General features: G+C 72.6%; 17 protein-coding genes. 5 read left to right on the top strand and 12 right to left on the bottom strand.

Annotation, left to right across the window (positions count from 1 at the left end; genetic code table 11):
• Nucleotides 1-407 precede the first annotated feature (407 nt).
• Complete coding sequence (locus AC07F3_RS35300) at nucleotides 408-1,448, bottom strand: phospholipase D-like domain-containing protein (protein ID WP_479118766.1); 1,041 nt, start codon at nucleotides 1,446-1,448, stop codon at nucleotides 408-410.
• 604 nt (nucleotides 1,449-2,052) lie between these two features.
• On the opposite strand from AC07F3_RS35300, the gene AC07F3_RS35305 reads away from it, so the two are divergent.
• The gene (locus tag AC07F3_RS35305; RefSeq protein ID WP_479118768.1) at nucleotides 2,053-2,880 is read left to right on the top strand and encodes an MmyB family transcriptional regulator; all 828 of its coding nucleotides are present in this window, start codon (nucleotides 2,053-2,055) and stop codon (nucleotides 2,878-2,880) included.
• Between the two features lie 312 nt (nucleotides 2,881-3,192).
• Here the strand turns inward: AC07F3_RS35305 and AC07F3_RS35310 are convergent, their stop codons facing one another.
• Entirely contained in the window at nucleotides 3,193-3,957 is a 765-nt protein-coding gene (locus AC07F3_RS35310) for an SDR family NAD(P)-dependent oxidoreductase (protein ID WP_114040293.1), read from the bottom strand.
• Nucleotides 3,958-4,183: 226 nt separating this feature from the next.
• A complete protein-coding gene (locus AC07F3_RS35315) occupies nucleotides 4,184-4,519 on the bottom strand; it encodes a YnfA family protein (RefSeq protein ID WP_479118770.1) in 336 nt (111 codons plus the stop codon).
• A gap of 424 nt (nucleotides 4,520-4,943) precedes the next feature.
• Between AC07F3_RS35315 and AC07F3_RS35320 the strand changes: the two genes are divergently transcribed.
• Nucleotides 4,944-5,549, top strand: a complete 606-nt coding sequence (locus AC07F3_RS35320; protein WP_479118772.1) for a hypothetical protein — start codon at nucleotides 4,944-4,946, stop codon at nucleotides 5,547-5,549.
• A gap of 362 nt (nucleotides 5,550-5,911) precedes the next feature.
• On the opposite strand, the gene AC07F3_RS35325 is transcribed toward AC07F3_RS35320, so the two are convergent.
• Nucleotides 5,912-7,483, bottom strand: coding sequence for an FAD-dependent monooxygenase (locus AC07F3_RS35325; protein WP_479118774.1), 1,572 nt, complete (start codon nucleotides 7,481-7,483; stop codon nucleotides 5,912-5,914).
• A 101-nt stretch (nucleotides 7,484-7,584) separates the two neighbouring features.
• On the opposite strand from AC07F3_RS35325, the gene AC07F3_RS35330 reads away from it, so the two are divergent.
• Nucleotides 7,585-8,166 (top strand): TetR/AcrR family transcriptional regulator, encoded by a 582-nt coding sequence (locus AC07F3_RS35330; protein WP_479118776.1) that lies wholly within the window; start codon nucleotides 7,585-7,587, stop codon nucleotides 8,164-8,166.
• 65 nt (nucleotides 8,167-8,231) lie between these two features.
• Nucleotides 8,232-8,732 (top strand): MarR family winged helix-turn-helix transcriptional regulator, encoded by a 501-nt coding sequence (locus AC07F3_RS35335; RefSeq protein WP_479118777.1) that lies wholly within the window; start codon nucleotides 8,232-8,234, stop codon nucleotides 8,730-8,732.
• A 28-nt stretch (nucleotides 8,733-8,760) separates the two neighbouring features.
• On the opposite strand, the gene AC07F3_RS35340 is transcribed toward AC07F3_RS35335, so the two are convergent.
• Both AC07F3_RS35340 and AC07F3_RS35345 read right to left on the bottom strand, forming a co-directional pair.
• Nucleotides 8,761-9,516 carry a Mut7-C RNAse domain-containing protein gene (locus AC07F3_RS35340; RefSeq protein ID WP_479118779.1) on the bottom strand — a complete coding sequence of 252 codons (756 nt, stop codon included), beginning with the start codon at nucleotides 9,514-9,516 and terminating at the stop codon, nucleotides 8,761-8,763.
• Nucleotides 9,517-9,619: 103 nt separating this feature from the next.
• A complete protein-coding gene (locus AC07F3_RS35345) occupies nucleotides 9,620-10,459 on the bottom strand; it encodes an NAD(P)H-binding protein (RefSeq protein WP_479118781.1) in 840 nt (279 codons plus the stop codon).
• Between the two features lie 460 nt (nucleotides 10,460-10,919).
• Between AC07F3_RS35345 and AC07F3_RS35350 the strand changes: the two genes are divergently transcribed.
• The gene (locus tag AC07F3_RS35350) at nucleotides 10,920-11,351 is read left to right on the top strand and encodes a GNAT family N-acetyltransferase (protein ID WP_479118782.1); all 432 of its coding nucleotides are present in this window, start codon (nucleotides 10,920-10,922) and stop codon (nucleotides 11,349-11,351) included.
• A 125-nt stretch (nucleotides 11,352-11,476) separates the two neighbouring features.
• Here AC07F3_RS35350 and AC07F3_RS35355 read toward each other — a convergent pair whose 3' ends face one another.
• The 6 genes from AC07F3_RS35355 to modA all read right to left on the bottom strand — a co-directional run bounded on the left by AC07F3_RS35355 (nucleotide 11,477) and on the right by modA (nucleotide 18,956).
• A complete protein-coding gene (locus AC07F3_RS35355) occupies nucleotides 11,477-12,016 on the bottom strand; it encodes a GNAT family N-acetyltransferase (protein WP_479118783.1) in 540 nt (179 codons plus the stop codon).
• A complete protein-coding gene (locus AC07F3_RS35360) occupies nucleotides 12,013-12,882 on the bottom strand; it encodes a DUF6597 domain-containing transcriptional factor (RefSeq protein WP_479118784.1) in 870 nt (289 codons plus the stop codon). The genes AC07F3_RS35355 and AC07F3_RS35360 overlap by 4 nt, the downstream gene beginning before the upstream one ends.
• Nucleotides 12,883-12,998: 116 nt before the next feature.
• Nucleotides 12,999-15,596 (bottom strand): magnesium-translocating P-type ATPase, encoded by a 2,598-nt coding sequence (gene mgtA, locus AC07F3_RS35365; RefSeq protein ID WP_479118785.1) that lies wholly within the window; start codon nucleotides 15,594-15,596, stop codon nucleotides 12,999-13,001.
• The gene (locus tag AC07F3_RS35370; protein WP_114040305.1) at nucleotides 15,580-15,933 is read right to left on the bottom strand and encodes an ArsR/SmtB family transcription factor; all 354 of its coding nucleotides are present in this window, start codon (nucleotides 15,931-15,933) and stop codon (nucleotides 15,580-15,582) included. The genes mgtA and AC07F3_RS35370 overlap by 17 nt, the downstream gene beginning before the upstream one ends.
• A 72-nt stretch (nucleotides 15,934-16,005) precedes the next feature.
• A complete protein-coding gene (locus AC07F3_RS35375) occupies nucleotides 16,006-18,039 on the bottom strand; it encodes an ABC transporter permease (RefSeq protein ID WP_479118787.1) in 2,034 nt (677 codons plus the stop codon).
• Between the two features lie 101 nt (nucleotides 18,040-18,140).
• On the bottom strand, nucleotides 18,141-18,956 hold the full coding sequence (gene modA / locus AC07F3_RS35380; RefSeq protein ID WP_479118879.1) for a molybdate ABC transporter substrate-binding protein: 816 nt from the start codon (nucleotides 18,954-18,956) through the stop codon (nucleotides 18,141-18,143).
• Between the last annotated feature and the right edge of the window lie 136 nt (nucleotides 18,957-19,092).

A 19,092-nucleotide genomic window follows, 5' to 3' on the forward strand; every position in this document is an offset into this window, starting at 1 on the left:
GGAAGGGGCGCGCGGCTGTGCCTTCGGCGAGCCGAAGGCCTGCCGGGCACTGCCCGTATCACGAGGACGTACCGGGGAGGGGTCCGGTTTTGTCCGGGCGGCAGTGGCAGAAGCCGCCCGGTGTCCGCGGGACGCCCGGCAGGGCATCGTCTGCCCATGCCCTGCACTGCCGGTTCTGGCGTACGCGGACAACGTCCTCGTGACAGCGGACGTCAGGCGATCCGGCCTCGACCCTCCCGGGGCGTGCCATTGATCGTCCTCATTCAGCATGCAGGAAGCGGCGTTGGTTTTCCGCTGAAGATTTATCCGCTGAAAAGCGGGGTGGGAAAAGATCCGGCCCGGTGGGCGGGATATCTGTGGCACCCAGTGGCTGAGGGCCGCTGGTGCCGTGGTGGTGCGGTGACGCGTCAGGCCGTGGCCTGGCCGTGGTGCGGCGGGCGGTCGTCGATGAGGCGCTCGTCGGACAGGGCCCACTGATAGGTGAGTTCCTGAAGCGTGGACGCTCCGAACAACTGGCGCAAGGTATGTACCTCCTTGGAAAGGCTGCGCAGCCCGATGCCGAGGCGCTGAGCGGTGAGCCGTTGCTCGATGCCGCGCGCCATGTCGCGCAGGATCTCGCGCTGGAGCAGCGTCGTGCGCGTCCCCGGCCGCCCTTCCGAGCGGGGCGCGCCGCTGTGCGGATCGCCGTTCCAGGGGTCGGCGCGACGCCAGCACTCCTCGAAGACCTCGGCGATGAACGCCACCACGGCCCGGTCCCTCACGTGCCAGGAGGCGTGGCCGGGCGCGGAGTTGACGATGTGGTCCGAGATGAACGCCTGCCGCCGGTCGATCACGACACAGCGCTGGAACTGGGTGACCTGCGTACGGAACTGGGCCCCCCGGCCCGTCATCGCGGTCACGTAGGCGCGGGTCTCCGCGTCCTCGCGGCCGGTGTCGAGGTAGAGGCTGCGGATGTGGACCCCGCGGGCGAGCGCCGCGCAGTCCCGCTCCTCGACGGCCTCCCGCTGGGCGGGGGTGCGCGGGCCGCTGGGCTGTGCGGTGAGCAGTTCTGCGCGGGCCTGGCCGACGGCCTGCTCGATCCGGGCGTGGACGAGCTCGGGCTCGCCGAGGAACTCCGAGCCCCGGCCCGAGCGCCACTTGGCGCGCTCGAAGTGCAGGCTCAGCTCGTCGGTGACCAGCGGGATGCGGGCCGCGAGCGCGGCCTTGGCGGCCATCTGCCGCAGCTCGTCGTCCAGCCGGCGGCGACCGGCCTCCAAGGGGTCGAGCGCGATGGGCAGGTGCGGCAGATGCGGATCGGTGGTGACCAGGCCCCACTCGGCGAGCTCCGCGAGCGCGGGGGCGTCCCGCTCCGGATCGACGTGCTCATGGCGGGTGACTCGGGCGTAGACCTCGACGGCGGCGGGTGACAACGCTCCGGCCCCGGCCGCCCGGCTGTCCGGTTCGCCCATGTCTGCCCCCGTTGCGCCGCTGCGTGTGTGCGCCCTGCGTACGTGCGCACCCCGCTACCGCTTGATCCATGCATACCCCATCGGTCAGCGTACCTGTGGGGTCTCTCCTGGCGGGTGCCTCGGCGGCCACCCCGAAGGGGGCGGGCGCCAGAGCTGTGCCCGGAGGGGGCCGACCGTACCCGACCCGTCCACGAAAGGGCACACCTCGCCAATCACCTCCCGGCCCGCGCTCCGGCCGTGATGGCCGTGGCCGTCCTCGTCCCGCCCGCGGTGACCGCGGTGCTCCCTGCCCCGGGCGACATCGTCCCCGTCCGGGGCCGTCGTGCTGTCGGCGGGCCGTGCCCCCGTCGGTCCGCACCGGCTGGACGGTGCTCCTCGGCCACCCCGGGCACCCGGGGAATCGATCCGCTCCGACAATGGGACGTACGACGCCGACAATGGACCGTACGCCGACCGCGGGACGTGCACCGGCTCGCCCCGGTGCACACCGAGCACCCGGCCCGGAGCCGATGGCGGAGTCGGGACCGAAAGCCGGGAGCGGCTGTTCCAACCGCGCGGCCAGCGGCGAAGTCGTTGGCCGCCCGTTACCGGGGGAGAACCACAGATGGACAAGCCCGCTCTGCGCTCCCTGCTGCGCGAGCGCCGCGCACTGATCAAGCCCGAGAGCCACGGGCTGAGCAGACCCACCCGGCAGGGACGGCGGGCGCCCGGCCTGTCGCAGGCCCAGATCGACCAGATCCTGCACCGCGCCCCCGACACCTACGGCCGGCTGGAGTCCGGCCGCTACCCCAACCCGCCCGCGGACCTGCTGCAGGACGTGGCGCGCCTGCTCGGCATGAACGAGCAGGAGTGGATAGCCCTGTGGCGGTACTGCCTGGGCCAGGATCCGCCCTTCCCCCTGCACTCGCAGTCCGGGGAGGAGATCCCCGGCGTGTGGCAGGAAGCGGTCGACGGCATCGGACACATGGCGTACGTCAATGACCGGTCGTGGAACCTGCTCGCCCACAACGAGCGCTGGTGCGAGATGTTCCCCGGCGGCCGGGTGCCCCAGAACACCATGCGCTGGATGGCGCTCGACCCCGCCGCGCGGGAGACCCTGACCGACTGGGAGCACTCCTGGGCGCCGCTCGTGCTGCCCCAGCTGCGGGCCGCGCTGGCCGCCGACCCCACCGACCAGACGCTGGCCCAGATCGAGAAGGAGGTCTTGGCCGACCCGCTCGCCGCCGAGATCTACAACCGGGCCAGCGCCTATCTGCACCTCGACGGTGACGAACGCCCCCTGAACCACGCGGCTCACGGCCCCGGCTGGGTGACGATGTGCGCCGCCCAGCCGATGGCCGCGCCGGGCGCCCGCATGATCATCCTGGTCTTCCACGCGGGCGAGAAGCGCCGCCACACGAGGACGCCGATGCTTCGCGCGAAGGTGCAGTAGGGGCTGGAGCGGTGGGGGCGCTTTTGGCTGGGCTCGGGTCGGGACGGCCGTGGTGGCTGGGGGCGGGGTGAGCCGGGCGGCTCCTCCTGTCGCCCGCAGTGGGTGACCGGTCCCGCCGGGTCGGTGTGGCTGATGTGACCCGGGGTGCGGGGCGAGGGGCCCGAGGTGCGGGGCCAGTGTGGGCCCCCCGGATGCCGGGCCCGGGTGGGCCGTTGTGGGATCCGGGGGCGAGACCGGGCTCGGGGTGCGGGGCCGGTCTCGCCCCGGGGCGCTGCGTCGGGCCGGGGTTGCGGGGCCCGGCCCTGTGATCGGCTACGGCTCCCGGTGGATCTTGGTGTTGGAGGCCTGGGCGCGGGGTCGGACCACGAGCAGGTCGATGTTGACGTGGCTGGGCCGGGTGACCGCCCAGGTGATGGTGTCGGCGACGTCGTCGGCGGTGAGCGGCTCGGCCACTCCCGCGTACACCTTGGCGGCCTTCTCGGTGTCGCCGCGGAAGCGCGTGGTGGCGAACTCGTCCGTCTTCACCATGCCGGGCGCGATCTCGATGACCCGCACCGGCCGCCCCACGATCTCCAGTCGGAGCGTCTCGGCGAGCACCCGGGCGCCGTTCTTCGCGGCCACGTAACCGCCGCCCCCCTCGTAGGTGGCGTGGCCCGCCGTGGAGGACAGGATGACGATCGTGCCGTCGCCCGAGGCTTCGAGCGCGGGCAGCAGGGCCTGGGTGAGGTTGAGCGTGCCGATGACGTTCGTCTCGTACATCTGCCGCCAGTCGGCCGGGTCGCCGGTGGCGACGGGGTCCGCGCCCAGCGCGCCGCCCGCGTTGTTGACGAGCACCCCGATGGTGCGGAACGCGGTCGCGAACTCGTCCACGGCGGCGCGGTCCGTCACGTCCAGCGCGTACGCCGTCGCCTGGTGGCCCGCCTCGTTGATCTCGGCGGCCAGCGCCTCGATCCGGTCCTTGCGGCGGGCCGTGAGCACCACGCGGTAGCCGGCGGCGGCCAGTTGGCGGGCGGTGGCGGCACCGATCCCGCTGCTCGCTCCGGTGACGACGGCGATCGGGGTCCCGGCGGCAGTCATGTCGTGCTCCTCGCGCGTGTGGTGACCGGCGCTGCGGTCGTGGCTGGGGTGGTCGGGCGGGGCGGGTTGTACGGAACGCCGCGACCGATGGGGCCGGGCGGTGAGGCTCGGCGGTGGGGAGTGGGGTGCGGTCGGCGGCTGGACGGTGGTGATCGAAGGGTGATCGAAACCGATACGCGGCCAGGATAGGCGGGCCGGGGCTCGCCCGGGCGGGGCGGGGCGATCGTCAACGGCCCCGCGGGGCGTACATGATCACGGCCATCCCGGCCAGGCAGATCAGGGCACCGGTGACGTCCCAGCGGTCGGGGCGGTAACCGTCCGCGACCATGCCCCAGGCGATCGACCCCGCCACGAAGACACCGCCGTACGCCGCGAGGATCCTGCCGAACTCCGCGTCCGGCTGGAGCGTCGCCACGAAGCCGTAGATGCCCAGCGCCACGACCCCCGCGCCGATCCACACCCAGCCCCGGTGCTCCCGCACGCCCTGCCAGACGAGCCAGGCCCCGCCGATCTCGAACAGGGCGGCCAGGATGAACAGGAGAACTGAACGAGCGACGAGCATGGGATCAGGGTGGCATGGGGCTGGCCGGTGTTCGGGACCACGTTCGGGGTGGCGTTCCTGTGAAATATGGGGTGAAAGGTACCTTTCGCTCATGGTGGTTCGTGTGATGAGCAGTTCGAGCAGAGCTCGCTGGTCGAGCGCGTTCGGCAGGGCCCGCGAGGCGGCCAAGTTCGGCAGGACCGGCGGGGGCCTCGGGTCGGGCGGATTCCGTGGAATGGTCAGGTCGGGTGGATTCGGAAGGGTCGGCAGGGCCCGCGAGGCGGGCACGTTCGGCGGGACCGGCAGGGGCCTCGGTTCGGGCGGATTCGGCGCCATGGTCAGGCGGGGTGGATTCGGCGGGACCGGTGGAACGGGCGGCGGAGCTGGTGCGACCGTTGGGGCGTCTCGTAGGTCGGGCGGATCCGATGGGAGCGGCAGCCCCGGTGTGACCAGGGCTGTCGGTGGCCGGGCGGCTCGGCGCCCGCCCGCAGTGCGCGGGACGTTGGCGACGGTCGCCGTCGCCGTACTGGTGGCGGCGACACTGATCGCCACCGGCACGTCGAGCGGGGCAACCGATGCCGGACGCGGAGGCGGACCCGGCGCCGCGGCCGGTCCCGTGCTGCCGGCCGTGACCGCTCCCGATCCGGCCGCGGCAGACGGGGCCCGGGGCGAGGCGGACGTCTCGTATCACGGTCATGTCTCCCTCTGGAACGGCCGCGTCGGTGTCTGGCTCGCCACGGCGAACCACGGCCCTTCGCCGGTCTCCGGCGCCACCGTGCGACTCCGGTTCTCCCTTGCCTTCGATCCCGGTGCCACCCTGCCCCCGAGCTGTCTGCGCACCGGCCCCTCGACGGTGCAGTGCGGCACCGGCCCGATGCGGGCCGCGGGCAACGGCGTCCAACTCGCCCTCGACCTCGCGACCCTGGGCACCCCCACCGAGGTGGGCCTCGACATCGACACCGTCTGGAACGGTGGCATGGCCGACCACAACCCGGCGAACAACACCCACCACGTCCTGGCTCCGTCCACCGGCGACCCGTACACCTTCTGACGGCGGCGCCCCCGGGTCTCTCGGGGTGCGCCAGCCCGGCGGCCCCGCCAACTCCGTTGCCAGGCAAGGTTGGTAGAGCGCGGGGTCGGGCGCCTCGGGTCTGAGCCGCGCTGCCGCGTACCGATGCCAGGGCTTCGGGTGCCAGGGCTTCGGGTCGGGTGGCCAGGGCCTCAACTCCATTGCCGGGTACGGATACCAGGGGTTGGGAGCAGGCACCTCGGGCCTCCGCTCCGTTGCCGCGTCCGGATGCCAGGGGTTCGGATCGTGCGTTTCGGGCCGGAGCCGCGGTGCCGGGTTCGGAGAGCAGGATCTGGGGCCGCGTGGCCGGGGCCTCGGCCACGCTGTCGGGCGACCGCCCGCGCCTACGCCCGACCCGTCCAGCGAGTGAGAGCCGCGTGCAGCCCCGGCGCGTCCGGGCGGTCGCTCGCCCAGGCCACGTATCCGTCGGGGCGGACAAGCAGCGTGCTGCCGCGCCCGCTCCTCCAGTGGGCGCATATCGCTCCCTCCGGCGTCGGCACCCTGCCGTCCCGGGGTGTCACGAGGACGAACTCGCCGCGCCGCAGCACCTCGTAGAGCCGCCCTTCCGCGAGCTCCACATCGGGGGCGCGCTTTCCGGTGAGCGGGTGCGATCCGCGTTCCGCCGCGTACGAGATGCCGAGGCCGCTGATCATTCCCATCGCCTTGTCGGAGGCCGGCCTCACGGCGTTGAGGAACCGGGTGAGCAGGGAACGGGTCGCCCGCTGGAGGGGGTTGTGGGCCATGGCGAGCCGCACGATCGAGCCGCTGCTGCGCAGCACCATCGCCCCGACGGGGTGGCGCTCCGCCTGGTAGCTGTCGAGGAGCGCCTCGGCGTCGGCGGTGCGGCCGCGCAGTGCCGCGACCAGCTTCCAGGAGAGGTTCGCCGCGTCCTGGAGGCCGGTGTTCATGCCCTGGCCGCCCGCGGGGGAGTGGACGTGCGCGGCATCCCCGGCGAGGAAGACGCGGCCGACCCGATAGGCCGGCGCCTGGCGTTCGTCGCTGTGGAAGCGGGAGATCCAACGGGCGTCGTGCATCCCGTAGTCGGAGCCGAGGGCTTCGCGGGCGATCGTGCGGACCTCGTCGAGGTCGACGGGGGCGGTGTCCGGCACCTGGCGCTTCCGGTTCCACCCCATGATCCGGTAGTAGCCGTCGCCGAACGGTGCGACGACGGCGAACGAGTCGCCCGAGCCGTTGAGGGTGAGCATGTTCTCCGGCTCCTCGGCGAGCCGCACATCCGCCAGCACGATCGAGCGGATCACCGACACCCCGGGGAAGGGCAGCCCGAGAGCCTCGCGGACCCCGCTGTGCACCCCGTCGGCGCCGACCAGATAGCGGGCCCGCAGGGTGACGGGCCGCTCGGAGTCGCTGTCGCGCAGCTCGGCGGTCACCCCGGTGTCGTCCTGCTGGAGGCCCAACAGCTCGGCCCCGTAACGGAATTCGACACCGGCCGACAGCGCGCGCCGTTCCAGCAGCTGCTCCACCTCGTACTGCGGAGTTATCAGCAGGTAGGGGAAGCGCGAGCGCAGCCGGGTCGGGTCGAGGGCCAGGCGGCCGAACAACCGCAGGCGTTCGATGGTCCTGCCCCGCTTGATCAGCTCGTCCGCCAGGCCGCGGGCGTCGAGCATCTCCAGCGTGCGCGCGTGGACGCCGAAGGCGCGCGTCATGTTGCTGATCCCGTGGGCCCGGCGCTCGACCACGGTGACGCTCAGCCCCGCCGCGGCCAGGTCGCCCGCGAGGAGCAGTCCGGTCGGGCCGGAGCCGACCACGAGCACGTCACCGGCGGATGGGGTCTCGGGCCGGATCGAGGCAGAGGCGGCGCCGGTGGAACGCGCGGGTGCGGACGAACTCGCCGCGCCCGATGGGCTGATGGGGCCGGTGGAGCGGGCGGAGCCGGACGAGTCGGTGGTGTCGCGCATGGCTTCCTCCTCAGTGCCAACAGTTGTTGGTCAACGCTTGTTGGCAAATGTAGAACCGGCATGGCTGGCGTGTCAACACTTGTTGGCCTACATTTGTTGGCATGACGACCCAAGCCCCTTCCGGAGGCCCTCGCCGCACCTCCGGCGCCACCAAGACCGCCATCCTGGAGGCCGCCCGCGAGCGCTTCGCGACCGACGGCTACGAGCGCGCGACCATCCGGTCCATCGCCCGGGACGCGGGGATCGACCCGTCGATGGTGATGCGCTACTACGGGAACAAGGAGGGCCTGTTCGCCGCCGCCTCCGAGATCGACCTGCGCGTGCCGGAGCTGGGCGGCCTGCCCGGCAAGCACATCGGGGCGGCGCTCGTCGCGCACTTCCTCGACCGCTGGGAGGCCGACGACGTGCTCACCGCCCTGCTACGGGTCGGCGTCACCAACGCGGCCGGCGCCGAGCGGGTGCAGACGATATTCGCCGAGCAGCTGATCCCGGTAGCCACCGGGGTCTGCCCCGATCCCGACGACGCCCCGCGCCGCGCCGTCCTGGTCGCCTCGCAGATACTCGGCATGGCGATGGCCCGCTATGTGCTGCGCATCCCGCCCGCCGTGGCGATGTCGCGTGAGGAAGTGGTCGGCTGGCTGGCCCCCACCGTGCAGCGCTATCTGACGGCCGAGCAGCCGTAGGCCCCAGTGCTCAAAAGCCCTTCCTCGCCGGCACGTGGCATTCCCCTGCGCCGTACACTTTCTGCATGGCACAGAAGAAGAGTTCCCAGGCGCGGACCGAGCCCGACCGGGACGGGCTCCTGCGCGACCTGGGCGCGGTCTCGCGTCGCTACATGGCCTCGTACGCGCTCTTCAACCAGGCGCTCGCCGACCATCTGGGGCTGCACCCGACGGACCTCCAGTGCCTCAACCTGCTGGGTCTCGAACCCGGGCCCGTCACCACGGGGCGGATCGCCGGGCTCACCGGGCTCACCACGGGATCCGCGACCCGGCTCGTCGACCGCCTCGAAAAGGCCGGGTATGTGACGCGCCGCCGGGACACCGAGGACCGCAGAAAGGTGCTCGTCGAGGTGGTGCCCGAGCGGATGGCGGAGCTCGGCAAGGTCTGGGGCAGGCTCAACGGAGCCTGGTGGGAGATGTTCGACGCGTACGGAGACGATGAGATCGCCTTCATCGCCGCCCATATGCGCCGGACGGTCGACCTCAGCGCGAGCCAGGTCGAACGCCTCAGGAACGGCCGGCTCTGACGGGCCCCGCCGCGCGGCCCCGCCTCCCTTATCCGGCCTGGTCCGCCGGGCAGGACCCGGCGGTGCCGAACTCGCGGACGGCGTCGTCGACGATCGCCTCAAGGCTCGCGTGGTGGGCCCCTCGCCAGTAGACGCGCTCGCAGGAACCGCACTCGGCGAAGACGTCGTACGTGCTGCGCGTGCCGTGTTCCAGGCGCGCGCCCACCGATTCCTTGTCGGCCTCTCGAAGCGGGGCGTTGCACGCGGTGCAGCGTGTCCAAGGCGCCAGGACCGGAGTGAACCTGCTGAGTACGTCCCGGAGTTGTTCGTCGGTGCGGTGGCTGTAGACGAAGGCCCCGGCCCAGAGCTCGCGCCGGTGCAGCAGCCCCCGGTCCCGGGAGAGCATGACGCGCTGCTCCCGGGCGGAGAGCGCGGCGAGTGCGGGGTCGCCGATGTCCTCGCTCTCGTACGCCGCGTCGACACCGAGCAGCCTCAACCGGCGGGCCAGTGTGCCGAGGTGGACGTCGAGGAGGAAACGCAGGGGGGCGCCCGGCACCTGCTGCGGGCGCTCGACGGCACGCACCTCGATGACTTCGCCCGCCGCCGGAATGTGGGAGACCGGGACCTCGCGGCCGTCGGCGAGCAGCCGACCGGCCTCGGTGAGCGGAACGCCCAGGGATTCGACGACGTGGCCGAGGGTGGACACGCCGTCGGTCACTACGGCGCTGCGCCCCTGACGGCGCTTCGTCGGGACGAAAAGGTGCAGCTCGGGGGCGAAGTCGATCTGGATCTCCGGTCCATTCACGCCGCCAGGATCGCATTCCCGCAGGGGTGCGGGCCAGGCATTTCAGGGCGCGCCCCGGTGTCTGCGCCGGGGCACCGGGGGCGCACCCTGGTGCGCGGACCCGCTAGGGGCGGAAGGCGTCCGCGTTTTCGCGGGCCCAGTCCTCGAAGGTGCGGGCCGGGTGACCGGTCAGCTCTTCGACGACCGTCGTGACGGAGTCGGGCCGACCGTCGCTCGAGGCGAAGTAGCTGAGCAGCGCGTCGGCGATGGCCGGGGGCATGAACTCGGCCGTCGACTCCTTCCAGGCCTGACCGCTCACGGCGTTCACGGTCAGGGGCCGGCCGGTCACCCCGGCGAGTATCGCGACCTGCTCGGCGGCGCTGAGGGAGGCGGGCCCGGTGAGGTGGTAGGCCCGGCCCCGCAGTTCGGGCCGGGTGAGCACGGCGAGCGCGGCTTCCGCGATGTCCGCCTCGTGGATCGGGCTGGACTGGGTCTCGGGGTAGGGAAGGTCCACGGTGCCGCTCGACTTGATCGTCCAGGCCCAGCCCAGGGCGTTGCCCGCGAAACCGCCGGGCTGGAGGAAGGTCGACTGGATGCCGGAGCTCTCCAGGCCCCGTTCGACCGCGCGGTGCATGGCCGCGATGGCGTTGGTGTCGGCGTCGGGCGCGAGGACCGAGCTGGAGGACAGCAGCACGATGTGCTGGACCCCGGCGGCCTTCGCCTCGGAGAGGAACGCCTCGATGTGCTTCGGGTTGGCGTACAGGAAGACCGACTCGACACCGGCCAGCGCGGCCGGGAAGGTCGCCGGGTCGTCGAGGTCGCAGACGACGCGCTCCACCCCGTCCGGAAGGCTCAGCTTGTCCGGGCTCGCGGATGCCGCTCGCACGGCGACGCCGCGCTTGTGGAGCAGCGGAATGAGGGTGGCCGCGACTTTGCCGCGGCTGCCGGTAATCAGAACCGTCATGGTCTAAAAGCCCTTCGGATCAGGGAAGTTGAAGTGCTGACGCGGTGCTGGCCCGTAAGGAACGAGCGTACGTCGCGGGCGGCCTCCGGGGCGGTGGGGTCTCCCGGCGGGCCCGGGTGCCAGGGCCGCGCTGCCGTGGTGGAGCGGCCTGCGGGTGAAGTGATGCGCGAGGTCGTGGGGTGACGTGCGGGGGCTTCCCGGCCGCTTTCCCGTTGCCGGGCCGGTGGCTTTCAGGCCCTGGCGCAGGCCGGGAAGCCACGCCACTGTTCTGCGCTGTGCAGAATCTGCGTCACACAGATAAATATCCTGGAAGGGAGCGCCTGCGTCAAGCGCATTTCTTCGGCGGCGGGGGAGCCGAGGGGAGACGGAAGGGAGCCTGGGAAAGCGGGCCGGAGGGGCGGATGGCGCGCGGGGGCGGGCCGGGCGGTGCGGCCGGGGGTGCGGCCTCTACCCTTCCCGCATGAAGATCATTGACCTTGAGCCGGGTGACCCGCGCCTGACGGACGACCTGCTGCCGGTGCTCAGAGAACTCCGACCGCACCTCACCGAAGAGCTCTTCGCCGAGATCTACGGGGAGGGGCACGCCCAGGGGCTGCGCTTCACCGCCGTCTACGGGGACGACGGGGCCTGCGTCGGCGCCGCCGGGTGGCGGATCATCGTCAACACGGTCGCGGTCCGCAAGCTGTACGTCGACGATCTGGTCACCGCCGCCACCGCCCGCTCGACCGGTGTGGGCCACGCCCTCCTCGCACACCTTGAGGGTCACGCGAGGGCGGCGGGCTGCACCTCCCTCAACCTCGACTCCGGCACGCACCGCACCGACGCCCACCGCTTCTACTTCCGCGAGCGCATGGCGGTGACCGCCTTCAACTTCAACAAGGAGCTGGACTGAGCCGTGGGGCGGGCGGTGACCTGAAGCAGGGCACCCCCCCGCCCCGGCGCGGCAGGTCGAGGCGAGGCCTTCCGTCCATCAAAGACAGTGGCCGCCAACAGGCCCAAATCCCGGCCGAGTTGCCATCAACCGGCCTCCCCCAGGTCGATCCACCAGTCGTTGGACCGGATCAAGGTGCCCGGCGGGTACTCGAACTCGACCTCGCCGGCGCACTCGAACCCGGCCTTGCGGCAGGTGGTGTTGGAGGCGGTGTGATCGACGGACGGGTAGGCGTGCAGGCGGCGCGGGCCGCCCGCGGAACGGGCCGCCTCCACGACCGCCAGGAGTGCCGCGGCGGCCAGACCGCGGCCCTGGTACTCGGGAAGGATGCCGTAGCCCGTCTCGTACACCGCCTCGCCCCGCCATATGCGTGGCCAGTACCCGACCGATCCCACGGCTTCACCCGTGCCATCGAGGACGACTTTGAACATGCGCCCCTCGGAGGCGGGGCGGGCGCTCAAGGCCGTGTACTTGTCGTGCCGGGCCAGGACCTTCTCCTCGGGCTCCGGGCCGCCGAGGTGGTCGGTCATCTCGGGGGCGTTCTTCCTCCGCAGCAGACCGAGGTCCGCGTCGGACCAGGCCTCCAGCCGGATGCGCCGGGGAACTTCACGAGTCGTGTCGCTCATGTCCCCCACGGTAGGGGCCGGGTCTGACAACGGCCTCGGATCAGGGGGGGGGAGGCCGCCGGGCGCAGGGCCGAGGGCGGTGCGCCCAGCGTCGCCGTGAAGTCCCGTACGAGATGGGCCTGGTCGGCGTAGCCCAGTTCGGCGGCCAGCCCGGCCCAGTCGACGGCGTCGTCGGACTCGGCGTGTTCGAGGGCCTCGTGAATGCGGTAGCGCAGCACGACCCACTTCGGGCCGACGCCCACGCAGGCGGCGAAGAGACGCTGCAGGGACCGCGCGGACAGGCCCGCCTCGCGGGCGAGTGCGTCCACGCGGCGGACCGTGCGGTCGTGGCGGATGCGGTCCACCAGCTCCATCGCGAGCTCCGCCTGCGGGTCGGGCCGCGGATCGAGGCCGAGCAGGAAGGCGTCGAGAGCGGCCACGCGGTCCTCGTCCCGGTCCGGGGAGAGGACCCCGGTGGGGTCGGCCGCGGGGAAGACCGGATCCGCGGGAATCACCCGGCCCGTCCACTCGGAGACGGGGAATCCCGGTGCGAAGGGCCGGAAGCCGCCGGGGCGGAACTGGATTCCGCACACCCGCCCGCGTCCCGACAGTTTCCGGGTGTCCAGGGCGAGCCCGACCCCCGAGAGCTCCAGGAAGTCGGGACGGCCGTCGTCGTACCGCTGGAAGACCAGGTTGACGGAGGGGTGCGGCACCACGTGCGAGGCGTACGGCTGGGGGAGGTCCCAGTCGATCAGCCAGTAGTGCTCCAGATAGGGGCGCAGCGCGGGAGCCGGTTCGTGGCGGCGGAACCGCACGTGCGCGAAGAGGTCGGATGCGTCGACGATGCCACGCGTGTCGCGTCGCGGACCGGGACTCTGCGCTGACATGGCCCGATCCTATGGAGCGGTTGCCCGTGAGGAAGCGGCCACCTCTTAAAGAGGGTGCGGCCCTGTTCGGTACTGGGCACCTCTTTAAGAGGTCGTCGCCCGGGCGCCGCGGTCTCTCAGGGGGCGGCTGTTCTCCGGGTCCTTCGGGTGAGCCAGTACAGGGCTCCCGCGTACAGGGCGAGCACGAGGGCGAGCAGCGGGTAGTACGCGGGCGGCAGCGCGGCCATGCCGATGAGCGGACCGATCGGTGACAGGGGCAGCAGCAGGCCGGTCAGCGCGAGGATGCCGGCGGTGACCGGGACCTTGCCGCCGCGTCCCGTGCGCAGCAGGACCATCACCAGGGCCTGGGTCAGCAGGTTCTCGGTGAACCAGCCCGCGTGGAAGGCGGGTTCGGCGCGGGTGTGGCTGACCGCCCAGACGAGCACGGCGAAGGTCGCGAGGTCGGCGGCGGCGTTGAGGACGCCGAAGCCGGTGACGGTGGCGAGGACTTCGCGCGGCCGCAGCTTGAGCGGGCGCCGCAGCGCTCCGGCCTGCGGGCGGTCGTAGGCGAAGGCCAGCTGCGCGGCGTCGAAGCACAGGTTCTGGACCAGGACCTGGGACGGCAGCATGGGCAGGAACGGCAGCAGCAGACCGGCGGTCAGCATGGCGATGACGTTGCCGAGGTTTGAGGAGAGTGTGATCCGCAAATAGCCCGCGATGGTCGCGCCGCAGCCGCGGCCCGCCACGATGGCGTGGTCGAGGGAGGTCAGGTCCTTGGCGGCGAGTACGACGTCGGCCGTCTCGCGGGCCACGTCCACGGCCTCGGGCGGGCAGATGCCGACGTCGGAGGCGCGCAGCGCGGGCAGGTCGTTGACGCCGTCGCCGAGGAACCCGGTGACGTGCCCGCGTTCCCGCAGGACCCGCACGACCCGGGCCTTCTGCTCGGGGGAGCAGCGGGCGAAGACGGTGCTGCGGTCGGCGAGTTCGCCCAGCTCGGCGTCGCCGAGGCTGTCGAAGGAGGCGGCGGTGACGACCTCGCCGGGTTCCAGGCCGAGTTCGCGGCAGGCGCGGGCGGCCGTGCCGGGGTGGTCGCCGGTCAGGACCTTGACGGCGATGCCCCGGTGGAGGAGCGCCGAGAGGGCGTCGGCCGCGGTCTCCGCCGTGGCGTCCCGCAGCCCGACCAGGCCCTGGAGGGTCAGCCCGCGCTCGTCCTTGGTGGTGTACGGGCGGGTGGCGGCGGGCCGCTCCGCGAGCGCCACCGCGAGGACGCGGAGCCCGTCCGCGGCGAGGCGGTCGGCGAGCGCGGCGACCCGCTCGCGTTCGTCGCCGCTGAGCGCGCACCGCTCCAGGACGTCCTCGACGCCGCCCTTGACCACCAGGGTGTGGCGGCCGAACCGGTGCGGCGTTCTGACCACGGCGGTGGACAGGCGGCGTATCGGATCGAAGGGCAGGACGGTGACCGCGTCGTACTCAAGGGCGTCCAGGCCCTCGGGGAAACGTTCCTCGGCGGCGTCGAGGAGGGCCTCGTCGAGTGCGTCGGCGCTGGGCAGTTCGGCGAGCTGCACGGTCCACAGGCTGTTGACGGCGGCCCAGTGCAGTACGGAGTCGTCGGGCGTGCCGGACGCGTCGAGCGCGCAGTCCAGGACCGGCCGGTCCTGGGTCAGGGTGCCCGTCTTGTCGAGGCAGACGACGTCGACGGCGCCCAGGTCGTGCAGCGCGGGCAGCCGCTTGACGATCACCTGGTGCGTGCGGGCCAGCGCGGACGCGCCGCGCGCGAGGGTGGTCGTCACGATGACCGGCAGCATTTCGGGCGTGAGCCCGACCGCCACCGCCACCGCGAACGGCAGCGTCTCCAGGCCGCGCCCGCGCAGTGCGGCGTTGGCCATCAGGACCAGCGGCGGCGTGAGCAGCATGAAGCGGATCAGGATCCAGGAGATTCCGTACACCGACCGGTCGAAAGCGGTCGTGCGCCGGTCGTTCCCGGGCAGTTTGTCGGCCCTCGCGAACCGGGTGTCGCCGCCGGTCGCGATCACCACACCGGTGCCGCCGCCGGAGGCCACACTGCTGCCCTGGAAGCAGACCTCGGGCCGGTCGAAGTCCTGCGCGTCGCACGCGGGAGGCTGCGCCTCTGCCGACGACAGCTGCCCCGACGGCTCGTCCACCGGGTACTTGGGAACCGGCGCGGATTCCCCGGTCAGCGCGGCCTGATGCATCGTCAGGCCGGTGGCCCGCAGCAGACGCAGATCCGCCGGTACGAGGTCGCCGGGCGCGAGGCGCACCACGTCGCCCGGGACCACCTGGTCCACGGGCACCTCGCGGGGGACCGCCGCCGCCTCTTCGTCCGATCTGCGCAGCACGGTCGCGGTGCTCGCCACCAGCTCCCGCAGGCCCGCCGCCGAGCGGTCGGCGCGGTGCTCCCCGGCCGCCCGCAGCGCACAACTCACCACCACGAGCACCGCGATGACCGCGGCCGTGGCCCAGGCCGCCACCGCCGCCGAGACCAGGGCCAGGCTGGCGAGCACGGCCGTGAACGGGTCGCGCAGACTGCGCAGGAAAATGATCGGGAGGGAGGGAACTCGGCGCGCGGGGAGGACGTTTTCCCCATACCGCAGGAGTCGTTTCTCGGCCTCGGACTCCACCAGCCCCCGGGGGCCCGAGCCGAGGGAACGCAGCAGCTGCAGAGGAGTGCTCCTTGACAACTGCAGAGAAGAGATCCGCTCAGGCGCCCAGGTCACGGACGAGTCCCGACGGTCCCGGCAGCTTCACGCCCTCGCCCAGCCGGGCGACCAGCCAGCGCACCATCTGAGCCACATCGGGGTCGTCGACGAGATAGACGACCCGGCGTCCCTCCCGCCGGGACCGCACGAGCCCGGCGAGCTTCAGCTTCGCCAGATGCTGACTGACGGCCGGCAGCGCACCGCCGACCCTCTCGGCCAGACCCGACACATCGGACTCGCCGTGGCTCAGCGTCCACATGATGTGAAGCCGCGCGGGCGAGGCAAGGAGTCCGAAGACCCCCGCTGCCTCGCCGAGCACCTCGGCCGACGGGTCGGTGCCGCTCGTCGTGGTCACCGTCGTCTCCCGTCTCCTGGATGTGGTGGCTGTTCCTGTCGCCCCCTGGGCAGCCAGTCTAGAGGCGTCGGCTCACAGGGACACGAGGGTCACCTCGGTTGCCTTCACGCTCGACCACACGGCCGCGCCCTCCGCCAGCCCCAGCTCGGCGGCCGCCTCCGGGGTGATCTCCGCGATCAGGTCGGGCGACTCGGCGGACCCGATGAGCACCCGCAGCCTGCTCCCGCTCGCGGTGATCTCCCGTACCGTGCCGGGCCAGACGTTGCGGGGGCTGCCGTCGGGACGCTTGCGGTGCACGGACACCGACTCCGGCGCGATGATCGCCAACGCCCGGCTGCCCTCGCGCAGTTGCTCGGCCGCGACGATCCGCCCGCCGCCGGTCAGCGTGAGCCCGTCGCCTTTCGCCTCACCGGCCCAGGCGTTGCGGCCCAGCATCCGGGCCACCCAGGGGGAGCGGGGATTGCGGGTGACCTCGGAGGGCGGCGCGTCCTGGAGCGCACGCCCGGCATCGAGTACGAGCACCCGGTCCGCCAGGGAGACGGCCTCGACCGGGTCGTGGGTCACCATCAGGCAGACACCGGCGAAGCCCGCCAGGTGGGTGCGCAGGGTGTGGCGCACGTGGGCCCGGGTGGTCTGGTCGAGGGCCGCGAGCGGCTCGTCCAGGAGCAGCAGCCGGGGGCGCGCGGCGAGCGCCCGCGCCAGGGCCACGCGCTGGGCCTGGCCCCCGGAGAGCTGGGCGGGTTTGCGGTGGGCGAGGTGCCCGACACCGAGCCGGTCCAGCCAGTTCTGGGCGGCGGCGCGCGCCTCTCGCCGTGAGGCGCCCTGGGCGCGCAGCCCGTACGCCGTGTTGGCGAGCGCGGTCAGATGCGGGAACAGCGCGCCGTCCTGCGGCACCCAGGCGACCCCGCGCCTGTGCGGCGGCAGAGCGGTGACGTCGAGCGCGCCGAGACGCAGATCGGCGTGCGCGCGGGGGGTGAGGCCGAGCAGGGCCCGCAGGAGGGTGGTCTTGCCGGCGCCGTTCTCGCCGACGACCGCGATGGTGGTCCCGGGGTCCGCCTCCAGGGTCAGCTGATTGAAACCGGTCACCTCGGCGTGCAGCGCCCAACTCGCTCCACCAGCGGCTGAGTTGAGGATGTCCGCGGACTGGGGTGCGTTCGGCTGGGCGGAGTCCTCCGGGCCGTGGGGAGAGGCGGTCGTCCCCAAGGCGGGGCCTGCGAAGCCGGAGCCGGCCGGGCTTGTGCGTGCCGGGTCGGCGTCCGGCGGCGGGGTGTCCGCGAGTGCTGGGGCGGCGGCTGAGCCGCCGCGTACCGAGGCGGAGCCGGTCCAGCGGCCGCGCAGGGCCACGAGCACCGCCATGGCGATGGCGAGCAGCAGCAGGGAGACGGAGGTCGCGGCCTCGGGGGAGTCCTGGAGCAGGAGGTAGACCTGGAGCGGCAGGGTCTGGGTGGTGCCGGGGAGGTTGCCGGCGAAGGTGATCGTCGCGCCGAACTCGCCGAGCGCCCGGGCCCAGGTGAGCGCGGCGCCAGCGGCGAGGCCCGGCGCGACCATGGGCAGGGTCACCGTGAGGAAGACCCGCACGGGCGAGGCGCCGAGTGAGGCGGCGGTCTCCTCGTAGCGGGGCCGCAGCCCGCCGAGCGCGCCCTCCAGGCTGATGACGAGGAACGGCATCGCGACGAAGGTGGCGGCGACCACGGCGCCGGAGGTGTGGAAGGGGAGGGTGATGCCGAAGGTGCCTTCGAGCCAGGGGCCGAGCAGGCCGCGCCGTCCGAAGCCGAGCAGCAGGGCGACACCGCCGACCGTGGGCGGCAGCACCATGGGCAGCAGGACGAGCGAGCGCACCAGGGCCTTGCCCGGGAAGTCGACCCGGGCCAGCAGCCAGGCCAGGGGCACGCCGAGGAGAAGGGAGAGGCCGAGTGCCCAGAACGAGACGACCAGCGAGAGCCGCAGGGCCTCCGTGACATCGGGGCCGGTCAGGTGCGTGCCGAGATCGCTCCAGGGGGTGCGGGCCAGGATGCCGAGGAGTGGCATCAGCAGGAACGCGATGGCGAGCAGCGCAGGCAGCGCCAGTGCGACGGGCGGGCGCGGGCGGGAGCGGCTGCGAGTCATGGGAGGTCCCGGTGTCCTGATGGCGCGGGGCCTGCCCGCCCGGCTGAACGGGCAGACCCTGCACGGTGGTTGAGCGCGGGTGGGCCGGGCAGGCCGCGCGGTTACGGCTGCTGGAAGCCGGCGCCCTGGAGGATCTTCTGCGCCTCGGGAGAGGACAGCCACTTCACGAACGCGGCGGCGGCGTCCGCGTTCTTCGAGGTCTTGAGGGTGGCGGCCGGGTACTTGGCGACGGCGTTCTGGGCGTCCGGGATGTCGACCGTGTCGACCTTGCCCTTCGCCGAGGCGGCGTCGGTCTTGTAGACGATGCCGGCGTCGGCCTCGCCCAGCTCCACCTTGCTGAGCACGGCGCGCACGTTCGGCTCCTGGGAGACCGGCTTGACCGTGATCTTCTGGGCGTCCAGGACCTGCTTGCTGTAGCGGCCGACCGGCACCTCGGGCGCCGCGAGGACGACCTTCAGGTTGGTGTCGGACAGGTTCTTGAGGCCTTCGACCTTCTTCGGGTTGCCCTTGCCGGTCGCGATGACCAGACGGTTCCTGGCGATGATCGACGGGTCGTTCACGTCGGCCTTGAGGCCGTCCATGGTCTTGGTGTCGGCGGTCACCAGGGCGTCGGCGGGCGCACCCTGCTTCACCTGGGCGGCGAGCTCCTGCGATCCCGCGAAGGAGAACTTCACGTGGGTGCCCGGGTGCTCCTTCTCGTAGGCGGCGCCCGCCGCCTTGAAGACGTCGGTGAGCGAGGAGGCGGCGAGGACCGTCAGCTGCGCCGCCTTCGGCGCGCTGCCGGAACTGCCGGACGGCGAGGCGGTCTTGTCGCTCCCGCTGCTCTTGTCGCTGCCGCAGGCGGCGGCCAGCGGGATGAGCAGGGCGGCGGAGACGACGGCCGCGGCGGCGCGGCGGCGCTTGGTGCTGAGAGCCATGACAGACATGGGTGGTGCTCCTTCGGATGTTTGTCGAGCCGCGCCGGGAGGAGAGGGCTTCCCCTTGTCGGACATCCGGGCCGGATGTCCTGGGAGGAGCGGGGGAGGGGCGACGCCGCGGGGACGTTCGTGAGTG

Source organism: Streptomyces sp. NPDC045846 (assembly GCF_056431605.1).